16 protein-coding genes are annotated in these 15349 nt (G+C 55.2%); 6 read left to right on the forward strand and 10 right to left on the reverse strand.

Features of this window, described 5'->3' with window-relative positions; all coding sequences use genetic code 11:
- Positions 1-255 precede the first annotated feature (255 nt).
- From pstS to phoU, 5 genes are all read left to right on the forward strand, one after another.
- Positions 256-1296, forward strand: coding sequence for a phosphate ABC transporter substrate-binding protein PstS (gene pstS, locus ACQG0S_RS22560; RefSeq protein WP_048966200.1), 1041 nt, complete (start codon positions 256-258; stop codon positions 1294-1296).
- 127 nt (positions 1297-1423) lie between these two features.
- The gene (gene pstC, locus ACQG0S_RS22565; protein ID WP_022649877.1) at positions 1424-2383 is read left to right on the forward strand and encodes a phosphate ABC transporter permease PstC; all 960 of its coding nucleotides are present in this window, start codon (positions 1424-1426) and stop codon (positions 2381-2383) included.
- Entirely contained in the window at positions 2383-3273 is an 891-nt protein-coding gene (gene pstA, locus ACQG0S_RS22570) for a phosphate ABC transporter permease PstA (RefSeq protein ID WP_022649878.1), read from the forward strand. Before pstC ends, pstA begins: the two co-directional genes overlap by 1 nt.
- 47 nt (positions 3274-3320) lie before the next feature.
- Positions 3321-4094, forward strand: coding sequence for a phosphate ABC transporter ATP-binding protein PstB (pstB, locus tag ACQG0S_RS22575; RefSeq protein ID WP_003861154.1), 774 nt, complete (start codon positions 3321-3323; stop codon positions 4092-4094).
- Positions 4095-4120: 26 nt separating this feature from the next.
- Positions 4121-4846, forward strand: a complete 726-nt coding sequence (phoU, locus tag ACQG0S_RS22580; RefSeq protein WP_003861153.1) for a phosphate signaling complex protein PhoU — start codon at positions 4121-4123, stop codon at positions 4844-4846.
- 85 nt (positions 4847-4931) lie between these two features.
- Here phoU and yieH read toward each other — a convergent pair whose 3' ends face one another.
- Positions 4932-5597 carry a 6-phosphogluconate phosphatase gene (gene yieH / locus ACQG0S_RS22585; protein WP_022649879.1) on the reverse strand — a complete coding sequence of 222 codons (666 nt, stop codon included), beginning with the start codon at positions 5595-5597 and terminating at the stop codon, positions 4932-4934.
- Positions 5598-5762: 165 nt separating this feature from the next.
- Between yieH and adeP the strand changes: the two genes are divergently transcribed.
- Complete coding sequence (adeP, locus tag ACQG0S_RS22590) at positions 5763-7100, forward strand: adenine permease AdeP (RefSeq protein WP_139152660.1); 1338 nt, start codon at positions 5763-5765, stop codon at positions 7098-7100.
- 91 nt (positions 7101-7191) lie between these two features.
- On the opposite strand, the gene ACQG0S_RS22595 is transcribed toward adeP, so the two are convergent.
- The 9 genes from ACQG0S_RS22595 to rpmH form a co-directional block, all read right to left on the reverse strand.
- Positions 7192-7758 carry an NADPH-dependent FMN reductase gene (locus ACQG0S_RS22595; RefSeq protein WP_022649881.1) on the reverse strand — a complete coding sequence of 189 codons (567 nt, stop codon included), beginning with the start codon at positions 7756-7758 and terminating at the stop codon, positions 7192-7194.
- A 36-nt stretch (positions 7759-7794) separates the two neighbouring features.
- Positions 7795-8541 (reverse strand): 4'-phosphopantetheinyl transferase family protein, encoded by a 747-nt coding sequence (locus ACQG0S_RS22600; protein WP_023298947.1) that lies wholly within the window; start codon positions 8539-8541, stop codon positions 7795-7797.
- Between the two features lie 122 nt (positions 8542-8663).
- Positions 8664-9635: an HTH-type transcriptional regulator YidZ gene (gene yidZ / locus ACQG0S_RS22605; RefSeq protein WP_022649883.1), complete on the reverse strand. Its 972-nt coding sequence runs from the start codon at positions 9633-9635 to the stop codon at positions 8664-8666.
- Positions 9604-10779, reverse strand: coding sequence for an MFS transporter (locus tag ACQG0S_RS22610; protein WP_032677160.1), 1176 nt, complete (start codon positions 10777-10779; stop codon positions 9604-9606). The genes yidZ and ACQG0S_RS22610 overlap by 32 nt, the downstream gene beginning before the upstream one ends.
- Positions 10780-10890: 111 nt before the next feature.
- Positions 10891-12255: a tRNA uridine-5-carboxymethylaminomethyl(34) synthesis GTPase MnmE gene (gene mnmE / locus ACQG0S_RS22615; RefSeq protein WP_169440840.1), complete on the reverse strand. Its 1365-nt coding sequence runs from the start codon at positions 12253-12255 to the stop codon at positions 10891-10893.
- 72 nt (positions 12256-12327) lie between these two features.
- Positions 12328-13971 carry a membrane protein insertase YidC gene (gene yidC, locus ACQG0S_RS22620; protein WP_023298949.1) on the reverse strand — a complete coding sequence of 548 codons (1644 nt, stop codon included), beginning with the start codon at positions 13969-13971 and terminating at the stop codon, positions 12328-12330.
- A gap of 2 nt (positions 13972-13973) precedes the next feature.
- Positions 13974-14231, reverse strand: coding sequence for a membrane protein insertion efficiency factor YidD (gene yidD / locus ACQG0S_RS22625; protein WP_001307474.1), 258 nt, complete (start codon positions 14229-14231; stop codon positions 13974-13976).
- Complete coding sequence (gene rnpA / locus ACQG0S_RS22630; protein WP_006808764.1) at positions 14195-14554, reverse strand: ribonuclease P protein component; 360 nt, start codon at positions 14552-14554, stop codon at positions 14195-14197. The genes yidD and rnpA overlap by 37 nt, the downstream gene beginning before the upstream one ends.
- Positions 14555-14570: 16 nt before the next feature.
- A complete protein-coding gene (rpmH, locus tag ACQG0S_RS22635) occupies positions 14571-14711 on the reverse strand; it encodes a 50S ribosomal protein L34 (RefSeq protein ID WP_000831330.1) in 141 nt (46 codons plus the stop codon).
- Positions 14712-15349: the final 638 nt, after the last annotated feature.

Consider the following 15349-nt stretch of genomic DNA (forward strand, 5'->3'; position numbering starts at 1 on the left):
TGGAGCCTTTTTTTATGACAATCCGTCATTTTCAGCTATTTTATCAGTGTCACATAAAGAAAATATTACTGAAAACAAGCTGTCATAATAATCATTAAATTTATGATTTATCTATGGATTTTTGCTTATTTTTAAGTGAAATTTTCTTTGTCATAAAACTGTCATATTTCGTACATTTATCTGTCACCTGTTTGTCCTATTTTGCTCATCGTAGCCACTTAAACAATGATTTACGAAATCCTTGCAGGAGACATTATGAAAGTTATGCGTACCACTGTCGCAACTGTTGTCGCCGCGACCTTATCTCTGAGCGCTTTCTCTGCTTTCGCAGCAGCAAGCCTGACTGGCGCTGGTGCAACCTTCCCTGCGCCGGTGTATGCCAAATGGGCGGATACCTACCAGAAAGAGACCGGTAACAAGGTCAACTATCAGGGTATCGGCTCCTCCGGTGGCGTAAAACAAATTACCGCGAATACCGTTGATTTCGGCGCATCCGACGCTCCGCTGTCTGATGAGAAACTGAATCAGGAAGGCCTGTTCCAGTTCCCGACCGTGATCGGCGGCGTTGTGCTGGCTGTTAACATCCCTGGCCTGAAATCAGGCGAGCTGGTGCTGGACGGCAAAACCCTGGGTGATATCTACCTGGGCAAAATCAAAAAATGGGATGACGAAGCCATCACCAAACTGAACCCGGGCGTTAAGCTGCCTTCGCAGAATATCGCGGTGGTTCGTCGTGCTGACGGCTCTGGTACCTCTTTCGTGTTCACCAGCTACCTGGCGAAAGTGAACGAAGAGTGGAAATCTAAAGTCGGTTCCGGCTCTACCGTTAACTGGCCAACCGGTCTGGGCGGTAAAGGCAACGACGGTATCGCTGCCTTCGTACAGCGTCTGCCTGGCTCTATCGGCTACGTAGAGTACGCCTACGCTAAGCAGAACAACCTGGCTTACACCAAACTGGTTTCTGCTGACGGCAAACCGGTTAGCCCGACCGAAGAGAACTTCGCTAACGCCGCAAAAGGCGCTGACTGGAGCAAATCCTTCGCGCAGGACCTGACCAACCAGAAAGGCGACGAAGCATGGCCTATCACGTCTACCACCTTCATTCTGGTCCACAAAGAGCAGAAGAAGCCTGAGCAGGGTGCTGAAGTGCTGAAGTTCTTCGACTGGGCATACAAAAACGGCGGCAAACAGGCGAATGACCTGGATTACGCCAGCCTGCCAGACAGCGTGGTTGAGCAGATCCGTGCTGCATGGAAAACCAACGTGAAAGACAGCAGCGGTAAAGCGCTGTACTAACAGGATATTTTTGACGAAGATGGCGGGTGGCGCGCAGCGATCCCGCCCTACGGTTCATCCTGTAGGCCCGGTAAGCGCCAGCGCCACCGGGCATATTCGTAAGACGTCTCATAAAGAAGAGTAATTTATGGCTGCAACCAAGCCTGCATTTAACCCTCCGGGTAAAAAAGGTGACATGATTTTCAGCGCGCTGGTGAAACTGGCTGCGCTGATTGTGCTATTGCTGCTGGGCGGCATTATCGTGTCCCTCATTTTCTCCTCCTGGCCGAGCATTCAAAAATTTGGTTTCGCCTTCCTGTGGACCAAAGAGTGGGATGCGCCGAACGATATCTACGGTGCGCTGGTGCCGATTTACGGCACGCTGGTGACCTCTTTTATCGCTCTGCTGATTGCAGTGCCGGTAAGCTTCGGTATTGCCCTGTTTCTGACGGAGCTGGCACCAGGCTGGCTGCGACGTCCGCTGGGTATCGCCATTGAACTGCTGGCGGCCATCCCAAGTATCGTTTACGGCATGTGGGGCCTGTTTATCTTTGCTCCGCTGTTTGCGACGTACTTCCAGGAGCCGGTGGGTAATGTTCTCTCCGCCGTTCCGTTTGTGGGGGCCCTGTTCTCTGGCCCGGCATTCGGTATCGGTATTCTGGCGGCTGGCGTGATCCTCGCCATCATGATTATTCCGTACATTGCGGCGGTCATGCGCGATGTCTTCGAACAAACCCCGGTGATGATGAAAGAGTCGGCCTACGGCATCGGCTGCACCACCTGGGAGGTTATCTGGCGCATCGTCCTTCCGTTCACCAAAAATGGGGTGATCGGCGGCATCATGCTGGGCTTAGGCCGCGCGCTGGGTGAAACCATGGCGGTGACCTTTATCATCGGCAACACCTACCAGCTCGACAGCGTGTCGCTCTACATGCCGGGGAACAGTATTACCTCTGCGCTGGCGAACGAATTTGCCGAAGCGGAATCCGGGCTGCACGTCGCAGCGCTGATGGAACTGGGTCTGATCCTGTTTGTTATTACCTTTATTGTGCTGGCTATCTCCAAGCTGATGATTATGCGTCTGGCTAAAAACGAGGGGGCACGCTAATGGCGACTCTCGACATGCAAAACACCGCTCAGCTTGCGGAATCTCGTCGCAAAATGCAGTCAAAGCGCCGGATTAAAAACCGCATTGCGCTGACGCTTTCCATGGCCACGATGGCGTTCGGCCTGTTCTGGCTGATCTGGATCCTGATGTCCACCATCACCCGTGGTATTGATGGAATGTCCCTGGCGCTGTTCACCGAGATGACGCCGCCGCCAAACACGGCGGGTGGTGGTCTGGCAAACGCCCTGGCGGGCAGCGGCCTGCTGATCCTGTGGGCGACCGTTTTCGGTACGCCGTTGGGCATCATGGCGGGTATCTATCTGGCGGAGTATGGCCGCAAGTCCTGGATCGCTGAAGTCATCCGCTTTATTAACGACATTCTGCTTTCTGCCCCGTCGATTGTGGTAGGTCTGTTTGTTTACACCATCGTGGTGGCGCAAATGGAACACTTCTCCGGCTGGGCGGGTGTGATTGCGCTGGCGCTGTTGCAGGTGCCTATCGTTATTCGTACCACTGAAAACATGCTGAAACTGGTGCCGGACAGCCTGCGTGAAGCGGCTTACGCGCTGGGCACGCCGAAATGGAAAATGATTTCGGCGATCACCCTGAAAGCGTCCGTCTCGGGGATCATGACCGGTATCCTGCTGGCTATCGCCCGTATCGCTGGTGAAACCGCACCGCTGCTGTTTACCGCCCTCTCCAACCAGTTCTGGAGTACGGACATGATGCAGCCGATCGCCAACCTGCCGGTGACGATCTTTAAATTTGCGATGAGCCCATTCGCGGAATGGCAGCAGCTGGCCTGGGCCGGGGTGCTGATCATCACCCTTTGCGTACTGTTGCTGAACATTCTGGCGCGCGTCATTTTCGCGAAGCAGAAACACGGTTAAATTTTTACGGCGCGGCACATCGCGGCGCCGAATGAGGAAATGAGTCAATGAGTATGGTTGATACTGCCCCGGGTAAGATTCAGGTTCGTGATTTGAACTTCTACTACGGCAAATTCCATGCCCTGAAGAATATCAACCTGGATATCGCGAAGAACCAGGTCACGGCATTTATCGGTCCGTCTGGCTGTGGTAAATCCACGCTGCTGCGCACCTTTAACAAAATGTATTCGCTCTATCCGGAGCAGCGCGCAGAAGGTGAAATTCTGCTGGACGGTGACAACATCCTGACCAATACCCAGGATATCGCCCTGCTGCGTGCGAAAGTGGGGATGGTGTTCCAGAAACCCACGCCGTTCCCGATGTCGATCTATGACAACATCGCCTTTGGTGTGCGTCTGTTTGAGAAGCTCTCCCGTGCGGATATGGACGAGCGCGTGCAGTGGGCATTGACCAAGGCCGCATTATGGAACGAAACCAAAGATAAACTTCACCAGAGCGGGTACTCTCTCTCCGGTGGTCAGCAGCAGCGTCTGTGCATTGCGCGCGGTATCGCCATTCGCCCGGAAGTCTTGCTGCTGGATGAGCCGTGCTCAGCCCTTGACCCGATCTCAACCGGGCGTATCGAAGAGCTGATCACCGAGCTGAAGCAGGATTACACCGTGGTGATCGTCACTCACAACATGCAGCAGGCAGCCCGTTGCTCTGACCACACGGCGTTTATGTACCTGGGCGAGTTGATTGAGTTCAGCGATACGGACGCGCTGTTCACCCGTCCTGCGAAGAAACAAACCGAAGATTATATTACTGGCCGCTACGGTTGATTTGCCTTAGTGCATGTGGAGAAACCATGGACAACCTCAATCTTAATAAACACATTTCCGGCCAGTTTAACGCAGAGCTGGAAAGCATTCGCACCCAGGTGATGACCATGGGCGGCATGGTCGAGCAGCAGCTTTCTGATGCGATTACGGCAATGCACAACCAGGACAGCGAGCTGGCGAAGCGCGTTATCGAAGGCGATCACAACGTCAATATGATGGAAGTCGCCATCGACGAAGCGTGCGTGCGCATCATTGCCAAGCGTCAGCCAACCGCGAGCGACCTGCGTCTGGTAATGGCGATCATCAAAACTATCGCCGAGCTGGAGCGTATTGGTGACGTGGCGGATAAAATCTGCCGCACAGCGCTGGAGAAATTCTCCCAGCAGCACCAGCCGCTGCTGGTGAGCCTGGAGTCTCTCGGTCGCCACACCGTGCAGATGCTGCACGATGTGCTGGACGCTTTCGCGCGCATGGATCTGGACGAAGCGGTCCGTATCTACCGTGAAGATAAGAAAGTTGACCAGGAATACGAAGGCATAGTGCGTCAGCTAATGACCTACATGATGGAAGATTCCCGTACCATTCCAAGCGTGCTGACCGCGCTGTTCTGCGCGCGCTCAATTGAGCGTATTGGCGACCGCTGCCAGAACATTTGCGAATACATCTTCTACTTCGTGAAGGGACAGGATTTCCGTCACGTGGGCGGCGACGAGCTGGACAAGCTGCTGGCGGGTAAAGATCCGAAAGAGTGATATGTGTGGCGGGTGGCGCTATCGCTTACCCGCCCTACAATCCTTGTAGGCCGGATAAGCGTTAGCGCCATCCGGCTTTGTTTTTTCAGCGAGTAATATCCCACCCGCGCGCCTTCCACAGTTCCGGCAGCTGCGCCAGGTCTGTAAAGGTCGTCACTTTTGGATGATCGATCGGCTTGTTGTGCGGATCGGCGCAGAAGTAAAACACCTCCATCCCCGCATCAATCCCCGACTGCGCGCCCGCAGACGAGTCATCCACCAGGATGCAGTTCTCCACGTTGACGTTCATCGCCTTCGCCGCGTGGAACATCAATGCCGGATCCGGCTTCCAGCGCTGGATATCGTAGCCGCTGAACAGTTTTTCCGGGAAGTGGTGTAACATGTCCAGCTTGCCGAGTGAGTGCTGCATTTTGCTGACCGGGCCGTTAGAGACCACGCAGATCGGCACCGTCATCGCATCCAGCAGCGCGTTAGCGCCGGCGATAACTTCCAGCTCGGCGTCGAAGAGGCGTGCGACCTCGGCGCGGTACACCGGTTCCAGATCCGCTTTCGCCAGATCCACCCCGTGCTCTTCGTTAATGATGTCGATGATCTCGTACAGCTTCACGCCCTTAAAGCGTTTAAACACCTCTTCGAGATCGAGCGTAATGCCAAATTCCTGGAACATGGCGACATACGCGCGGGAACAAATGACCTCACTGTCGACCAGCGTACCGTCACAGTCGAAAAATACCGCTTCAATTCCGGACATGCCTTTCCCTTTTAACAAGTTTAACGTTTACGTACGACAGTTTAACGAGACGCAATCGTTGCCGTATAAGCAAAATCAATGAAAAAAGTATCCCGTAACCGCCACTATTGTCGCATTTTGGTATAGGATAGCGACGAATTTTCCCTCCTTGTTCGGAAATTGATGATGAGTCAACAACACACTACCCAGACATCTGGTCAGGGGCTGCTTGAGCGCGTGTTCAAACTGCGCGAGCACGGCACAACGGCACGCACCGAAGTGATCGCCGGTTTTACTACCTTCCTGACGATGGTCTATATCGTTTTCGTTAACCCGCAAATTCTGGGCGTGGCTGGCATGGACACCAGCGCCGTCTTTGTTACCACCTGTCTGATCGCGGCGCTTGGCAGCATCCTGATGGGCGTTTTCGCTAATCTGCCCGTGGCGTTGGCCCCGGCAATGGGTCTGAATGCGTTCTTTGCGTTCGTGGTGGTTCAGGCGATGGGCCTGCCGTGGCAGGTCGGGATGGGCGCTATTTTCTGGGGCGCGGTCGGCCTGCTGCTGCTGACCATCTTCCGTGTGCGCTACTGGATGATTGCGAACATTCCCGTGAGCCTGCGCGTGGGCATCACCAGCGGTATCGGTCTGTTTATCGGCATGATGGGGCTGAAAAACGCTGGCGTAATCGTGGCGAACCCGGAAACGCTGGTGAGCATTGGTAACCTGACCTCTCACAGCGTGCTGCTGGGCGTGCTGGGCTTCTTTATTATCGCGATCCTGGCGTCGCGTAACATCCACGCTGCGGTGCTGGTCTCTATCATCGTGACCACGCTGTTGGGCTGGATGCTGGGTGACGTGCATTACAGCGGTATTGTCTCTGCGCCACCGAGCGTTTCTACCGTGATTGGTCACGTTGATCTGGCGGGCTCGCTGAACCTGGGTCTGGCCGGAGTGATTTTCTCCTTCATGCTGGTCAACCTGTTTGACTCCTCCGGTACGCTGATTGGCGTGACGGACAAAGCGGGTCTGGCGGACGAGAAAGGCAAATTCCCGCGCATGAAGCAGGCGCTGTATGTGGATAGCATCTCGTCCGTTGCGGGTTCTTTCATCGGCACCTCGTCTGTTACCGCTTACATTGAATCCTCTTCCGGCGTGTCCGTGGGCGGCCGTACTGGCCTGACGGCGGTAGTCGTGGGTCTGCTGTTCCTGCTGGTGATCTTCCTCTCTCCGCTGGCGGGGATGGTGCCACCGTACGCGGCAGCTGGCGCGCTGATCTACGTCGGCGTGCTGATGACCTCGAGCCTGGCGCGCGTGAAGTGGGAAGATCTGACGGAAGCCGTTCCGGCGTTTATTACCGCGGTGATGATGCCGTTCAGCTTCTCGATCACCGAAGGTATCGCGCTGGGCTTTATCTCGTACTGTGTGATGAAGATCGGTACCGGCCGTTTCCGCGAACTCAGCCCGTGCGTGATGATTGTGGCGCTGCTGTTTGTGCTCAAGATTGTGTTTATTGACGCGCACTAAGGTGCGGTTTGTGGTGTCAGGTGGCGCTTCGCTTACCTGACCTACTGACGAGTGTAGGCCCGGTAAGCGCTAGCGCCACCGGGCTTTTTTATCAGGTTTTAACCCGCTTAATATAATCCCCAAACGCGGTCAACTGACCAGAGAGATGGTCACGCGTACTCTGATCCACCACTTCACCCGTTTGCGGGTCGACTTTGTTCTGAATCACGCCGCCCATAAATTCCGGCTTGTTCATCACCATCGCATCCAGGAACACCAGGATCTGTCGCAGGTGATACTGGCAGCGCGCACCGCCGATGGCGCCCATTGAGCTGGTCTGGATCAGCACCGGTTTGCCTGACAGCGGCTGCTCCGGTAAACGGGATAACCAGTCAATCGCGTTCTTCAGACCACCCGGAACCGAGTAGTTATATTCTGGCGTTACAATCACTACACCATCAGCCTGACGGATCTGCTCGGCTATCGCCTCCACGCTGTGCGGGAACCCTTCTTCCTGCTGAACGTCAGCATCATAAAGCGGGATGTCGCCAATAGACGGCAGGGCGCTGATCTCCATTCCCGCAGGCGCCAGCTGTGGCAGCGTGCGCGCTACCATCCCGTTAAACGAACCTTTGCGCAGGCTTCCCAGTAACGTAACAACTTTCAACGTATCAGACATGATTACTCCTGTTTCATCATGATGACCCTGGACGGATCAGCTATGGGTGTATGCTTTTTCTGCCGGTAAACTGGTTAATCGCATCAGGCGCGCGGCGGGCTCGTTGGCGCGCTCAGGTACATCCGGAAGACTACGCCAACCGCGAATACTGTCAAACTCCCAGATTTTCAGCCGTTCGATGGCGGGGCTCACCGCAACGGACCAGATCAGTACGTCCTCAGCGTCGCTGAGCGCCTCTACCAGCGAGGCTTTCGCGGCACGCAGGCGTCCGGAGCCGGGAAGCAGCTGCAACAGGCTGGCGTCGTCTGATGCCGCGCCGCTCAGTTTACGGATGCTCTGGCGAAGGGTGATGAGCTGCGCTCTGGCTTCAACGGGATCGTTCTGGTTACGTATCCACAGCTTTTCATTGCTGGAGAGCGGGTATTCATCGAGCGCGTTAGCACCATGGAAGCTGCGCGTGACGCGTTGCAGCTCCATATCCAGGCCGCAATCACCTTCAGTCGTCAGCGCGACGCCAACAATGTTGCCGGTATACGCAATGGAAAAATGGGGGAGTGCCGGGTCCGCAAAAACCGGGCGACCTTCTGGCTGGGTGAGTATGTCCGGTAATTCGCTGGTGCCGTACAGCATAAAAAGCAGTTCTGCGAGGAGCGCTCTGGAGGCTAAAAACCGCGTCCTGCGGTGTTCAGGTAGTTTGAGCGCCTCACTGTGACAGGCTGAAGAAATTCTGGCCGATACGAGATGCCCTTCCGTTAATGTTCCTCGTGCAAAGTGCGTAGCCATTTTTCGCTCCCTGATAATGGTCGTAGTCGGTTAAACGGTTACATGATTATCGCTTAACTCAGCTTCTGTTTTAATCAGTAAATAGAAATAAGAGAAGCCTGAGGACCGAACTTTACATTATCTTAGGCAAAAACCTGACCTGGCGCGGTATACAGGGCTTTTATAGTTTCGCGCAGCCAGATAATTTTCGGATTATGGCTGTTCCGCTTATGCCAGATTAGCGTGAAGGGTACGGTCAGCTTTTCTGCCTGCGCCTCATCGATGGGAATGGGAAGGCAGACCAGATTACGCTGGTGGAGTTGATTGTAGTGATGGCAGTAGTAGGGCGCAGTGGCAATGTAGTTGTGGTCCGGCTGAGCCGCCATAAACATCGACTGTTCAAAGCCGGGCAGGCTCATGGCGACGTTGCGCTCCCGGCCCATCTCTTTTAGCACTTCATCAAGCGCCCAGGTATCGCTGCGCTCCCAGAAGATGCTGATATGCGGGTAGCGCAGAAACGTCTCAAGGTTCCACGCTTCGTGAAGTGCCGGATGATCTTCTCGCAGATAGACGCACGGACGGTCGCTGAACAGGATTTCGTAGTCAATAAACCACGGCATCAGCTTTAGCAGCTCGCGGGAGCGCGGGTGCGTTTCGCGGCCGGTAAAACCGAGATCGACCTCCCCGCGCGTAATGGCGTCCAGCGAATCATAATCCCACTGGCGCAACTTCACCGTCGCCTGTGGGTAGCGCTCATTCACCTGCTCCAGCAGGGTGTTAAAGCGAATCAGCATCAGCGGCGTTTCGGCGGCGAGCACAAACTTGAGCCCGCCTGGAGAGCTATGGTGGAATTTATCGACGATCTGATTGCCAATCTGCATCCAGTCGGCCAGATCCTGTTCCAGACTCACCGTTAGCGGCGTGGGCAGTAGCCCTAAAGGCGTTTTCACAAACAGCGGATCGTCGAACCAGTCGCGCAGCTTCGCCAGCGATTTACTCACCGCGGACGGCGTCACGTTCATTCGCTTCGCGGCTTTGGTGACGCTGCGCTCCTGCAACAACAACTGCAGGCAAAGTAAAAGATTAAGATCGAGACTGCTGATGGGCTTCTTCATAGTGCGCCGCGGGCTGGATGACCATAAGTAAGGTAATGCAGAGTATGCTACAGCCAATCAGAACCCCGATCAGCATATTCAGCGCGTTAAGGCCGATCACCGCCGCCAGCCAAATCCACAGCGACGAACCGCAGACCTGCGCAATGCCCAGCACCGAGCTTGCCACGCCTGCCCGCAGTGAGAACGGGCCAAGCGCCTGACTCATCGCCACGCCGAAGCCGCCGGAGAATCCGGCGCAGATCAGGGTCATACCCACCAGCATCAGCGCATGTGAGGTGGCGGTCGCCAGAATCACGCCTGCGGCGAGAAACAGCGTCTGTGAAGTGAGCATCAGCGTGCGCTGGCGGAAGATATTGAGCGCAAAGGGCATCGAGAATGAAACTGCCATGCTGACCATCGCATTGAGCGCCATCACCGTCGAATACTCACCGCGATCGAAGCCTATCGTCTCCATCAGTAACACCGGGGAAACGTTTACATAGGTGAGGATCACCGCCACGCTGAGCGTGATGATGGCCAGGCGGCTCAGGAAAAAGCGATTCAGAAGCTTTTCAGCCGGATGAATGGTAGCAGCGTGGTGCGTCTGCTGCGAACCGGGATGGGTCTCTTTCAACACCGTCACGGACAGTATAAAGACGATGGCGCCCATTGTGGCCATGGTCCAGAAAAGGCTCTGCCATGGAAATTTCAGCATGATCAGGTAGCCTACAACCGGTGCCAGCACCGGGATGATGCAGGTAATGCCGTTCAGCATCGACAGCACCCTGGCGCGGCGCTGGGCGCTGAGGGTATCGCGCAGAATGGCAAACGCCACCACGTAACAGCCGCCCGCGCCAATGCCCTGGATAAAGCGCCCTGACAGGAACATTGTGCTTTCCTGAGCCATTGAACACAGTACCGATGCCAGCGTAAAGATAACCGCCCCCGTAATGGCGACGGGTTGACGGCCGGCTCTGTCCGCGATTTTCCCGGCAAATACCATCGACGACGCCATTCCCGCGAGGTAGGCCGAAAACGCGATGTGCAGTTGCGCCTCGCTGGCACCCAGATCGCGGGCAATATGCGGTAGCCCCACCAGATACATATCAATACCGGACGGATACAGCAGAACTAATGCGAAACTACAAAACAGAAAACGAGCCATAAATCCCCCATAGATGCAGGCAAGCAGGATAGGGGGCATGGGGGGATTAAGCGAGTTGCCATTGGGACAATGGTGATTTCCCTGGAGGAAATCACCATGTTCTATCGGGGATTACTTACCAATACAAAAGCTTGAGAAAATTCGTCCAAGCAGATCGTCCGACGTAAACTCCCCGGTGATCTCGCTCAGGTTCTGCTGCGCCAGACGCAGTTCCTCCGCCAGCAGCTCGCCGGCCCACGCGCCGATCAGCTGGGCTTTGCCCTGCTCAAGGTGGCGAGCCGCCTCTTCCAGCGCCTGCAAGTGACGACGACGCGCCAGGAAGCCGCCCTCCATACTGGTGTCGAAGCCCATGCTCTGTTTGAGGTGGTTACGCAGGGCTTCCACGCCTTCCCCGGTACGGGCCGACAGACGAATAAGTGAGTGGCCATTCACATCGCTGATGCCCAGCGTTTCGCCGGTAACGTCGGCCTTATTGCGCACCACGGTGATCGGCAGTTTGGCCGGGAGACGGGCGATAAAGTCTGGCCAGATTTCAGCCGGGTCAACGGCGTCGGTCGTGGTGCCGTCCACCATAAACAACACGCGGTCGGCCTGCTCGATCTCCTGCCAGGCGCGTTCGATACCGATACGCTCGACTTCATCGCTCGCATCGCGCAGGCCAGCGGTATCGATGATGTGCAGCGGCATGCCGTCGATATGGATATGCTCGCGCAGAACATCGCGGGTGGTACCGGCTATGTCGGTCACGATCGCCGCTTCACGGCCCGCCAGGGCGTTCAGCAGGCTTGATTTCCCGGCGTTGGGGCGACCAGCAATCACCACCTTCATGCCCTCACGCAGCAGGCTGCCCTGGCGCGCTTCGGCGCGAACGGCATCCAGATCGTTCATCACCTGGTTGAGCTGGGCTTCGATTTTGCCGTCAGAAAGGAAGTCAATCTCCTCGTCCGGGAAGTCGATAGCCGCTTCAACATAGATTCGCAGGTGAGTAAGTGCTTCCACAAGGTGATTCACGCGTGCGGAAAATGCCCCCTGCAACGAGTTCAGCGCGGAGCGGGCTGCCTGTTCGGAACTGGCGTCGATCAGGTCGGCAATCGCTTCGGCCTGAGCCAGGTCGAGCTTATCGTTCAGGAAGGCACGCTCGGAGAACTCACCCGGCTTCGCAATGCGCAGGCCAGGCAGGGTCAGAATACGTTTCAACAGCAGGTCGAGGATCACCGGGCCGCCGTGACCCTGAAGCTCCAGCACGTCTTCGCCGGTAAAGGAGTTTGGGCCGGGGAACCACAGCGCAATGCCCTGGTCCAGCGAGGTGCCGTCGGCATCTTTAAATGACAGATAATCAGCGTAGCGCGGCTTTGGCAGTTTACCCAGCACCGCTTCGGCCACCTCACGCGCCTTCAGGCCGGAGATGCGCAGAATGCCTACACCACCGCGTCCCGGTGGGGTTGCCTGGGCGACGATAGTGTCGTTATGGCTCATGGTTGCTCTCGTTCAATACAAATAAAAAAGGCGGTCAATCGACCGCCCTTATTTTAGCGTTAAGTTACCGAATCAGGACTTTTTCTTTTCGCGGCTATGCAGGCCACGTTTTTCCAGACCACGGTAAATCAGCTGCTGCTGGATGATGGTCACCAGGTTGCTGACGATATAGTACAGCACCAGACCTGACGGGAACCACAGGAAGAACACGGTGAAGATGACCGGCATAAAGGTCATGATCTTCTGCTGCATCGGGTCAGTCACGGTGGTCGGAGACATCTTCTGGATGAAGAACATCGTCACGCCCATCAGGATCGGCAGGATGTAGTACGGGTCCTGTGCGGACAGGTCATGGATCCACAGGGCGAACGGCGCGTGGCGCAGCTCAACGGAACCCATCAGCATGTAGTACAGCGCAAGGAAGATTGGCATCTGAATCAGCAGCGGGAAGCAACCACCCAGTGGGTTCACTTTCTCTGCTTTATACAGGGCCATCATCTCCTGGCTCTGACGCTGTTTGTCATCGCCCAGACGCTCACGCATAGCCTGAATCTTCGGCTGTAGCATACGCATCTTCGCCATGGAGGTGTACTGCGCTTTAGTCAGCGGGTACATGATGCCACGAACGATAAAGGTGATAACGATGATGGAGAAGCCCCAGTTACCCAGGAAGCTGTGGATGAACTTCAGCAGCTTAAACAGCGGCTGAGAGATGAACCACAACCAACCGTAATCAACGGTCAGATCCAGGTGCGGCGCAACGGCAGCCATTTTATCCTGGATTTCCGGGCCGACCCACAGGGTGCTTGCCAGCTTACCGGTTTGACCCGGCTGCACCAGAACCGGCTGAGATTTGTAGCCGATGGCTGCAATACCGTTGCCGAGGTTCGCGGTGTAGAAGTTGTTCGTACCGTCGTTATTCGGTACCCACGCCGTCGCGAAATACTGTTGCAGCATTGCGACCCAACCGCCTTTAGAGCTGACGTTCAGGTTTTCGTTATCGGCAATGGTGTCGAATTTGTATTTCTCGTACTTGGTATCTGGCGTGGAGTAAGCCGCGCCACGGAAGGTATGCAGCGCAAAGTTGCTGCTTCCGGTGTCACGGTGAGACGGCAGATTGATGGACTGCTTCAGCTGACCAAAGGTAGAGATTTCCAGCGGTTTCGCACCGGTGTTCTGTACGCTGTAGCCCACGTTCACCGCATATTCACCGCGTTTCAGGGTGAAGGTTTTGGTGAAGGTGTTGCCTGCCGCGTCGGTGTAGGTCATCGGAATAACCAGTTCGTTCTGACCATCAGCCAGCACAAAGGTGTCATTCTCGACGTTATACAGTGGACGCGCACCGTTCGCCGGGTTATCCGGGCCATCACGACCGGTCAGGCCGCTCTGTGCCTGGTAGATAAACTCAGGCGTGGTTTCCAGTAACTGGAACGGTTCGGTAGACTTCAGCTCTTTCGGGTAGGTCAACAGCAGCGCCTGCTCAACATCACCACCACGGGTGTTGATAGTCAGCTCAAGCACATCGGTCTTAACCGTAATCTGTTTCCCCTGGCCACTGGCCGGTACGCCCTGGTCGGCGGCGCTACCCGCTGCGGTGGTCGTGGTCTGCGTGGTCTGCTGCTGGGGTTGAGGATTTTTATCCTGCTCCCATGCCTGCCAGATCATGAAAGACACGAACAACAAAGCGATGATAAGAAGATTGCGTTGCGAATCCATCGTTAGTGTTCTCTGGTATCAAAAGGTCCTGGAGGGACGGGGTCGTCTCCACCTGGGTGTAAAGGGTGGCATTTTAATACGCGTTTCACCGTCAACCAACTGCCTTTTATCACTCCAAACCTGCGCAATGCCTCAATTCCGTAGCTTGAGCATGTTGGCGTGAAACGGCAATGTGGCCCGAGTAGCGGACTAATCAGGCGTTGATAGACCCGAATGAGGGCTATCAGGACCCGCGAGCCAGGCGACAGTGGCGGCGCCATAATTTTTCCAACGCTTCCGAGAGAGCACGGTTATCGAGGTCGGCAACCCCTTTTTTAGCCACCACCACGAAATCCATTGAAGGCAGTTCGTGCTGACGTAAACGGAAGCTTTCACGCGTCAGACGTTTAATCCGGTTGCGTTCATGCGCACGCTTAACGTTTTTCTTGGCGACTGTGAGACCGATGCGGGGATGCCCCAGCGAATTTTGGCGGCCGAGGATGGTGATTTGCGGCGTGCCAGCCCGTAGTGGCTGCTGGAAGACGAAAGTGAAATGAGTGGGAGTTAACAAACGTAACTCCCTGGGAAATGCGAGCTTAACCACTCAGGGGTTAGCTTTATTACTTGGAAACGGTCAGACGAGCGCGGCCTTTAGCACGACGACGTGCCAGAACCTGACGACCATTTTTAGTAGCCATACGAGCACGGAAGCCGTGAGAACGGTTGCGCTTCAGTACAGACGGTTGAAAAGTGCGTTTCATGGCGATTTCTACCTAAACTTGAATAAATTCACTGACTTTTGCGTATACCCGAACGAGATTCGAACGACTAACGCCTCAGCGTGGGTGATTAAAGAGGCCGGATTGTAATAATTGTACACTCCGGAGTCAATTCTCTTTCCTTAAATCCCTGCGTATTTCCGCACGATTTCGCGTGGAAAATGAGCAACGAACGACGCAGGAAGATGAGCATCACGCGCCGGGTCGAGAATTATACGGGCTCGCCAACAAAGCGCAAGGATCCTCCTGGATCTTCGTTAGATCATTTAAGCCCAAAATTGTCTGTGCTCATTAAATTTTCCAATATGCGGCCTAAATCGCGAGGCACTCGCGTCAGGATCGTTTACACTTACCCGATTCCGGATCTTCCTGTGGATAAATCGGGAAGAATCTGTGAGAAACAGAAGATCTCTGGCTCAGTTTAGGCTATGATCCGCGGTCCTGATCGGGATCCAGCGATCCTGGCCGGACATAAACACAACATCGTTCAGGCTGTATCAACGATAGCGTGTATAACCGCAGATAGCGGTTCGCACATCACCCTGATGGGGTCATGTCGATGTGCGCCAACAATCATGAATATTCAATAGTTTTCTTTTATTGTTCGAGTGGAGTCCGCC

The organism is Enterobacter cloacae complex sp. 418I7 (assembly GCF_050030705.1).
GTDB classification, from domain to species: domain Bacteria; phylum Pseudomonadota; class Gammaproteobacteria; order Enterobacterales; family Enterobacteriaceae; genus Enterobacter; species Enterobacter intestinihominis.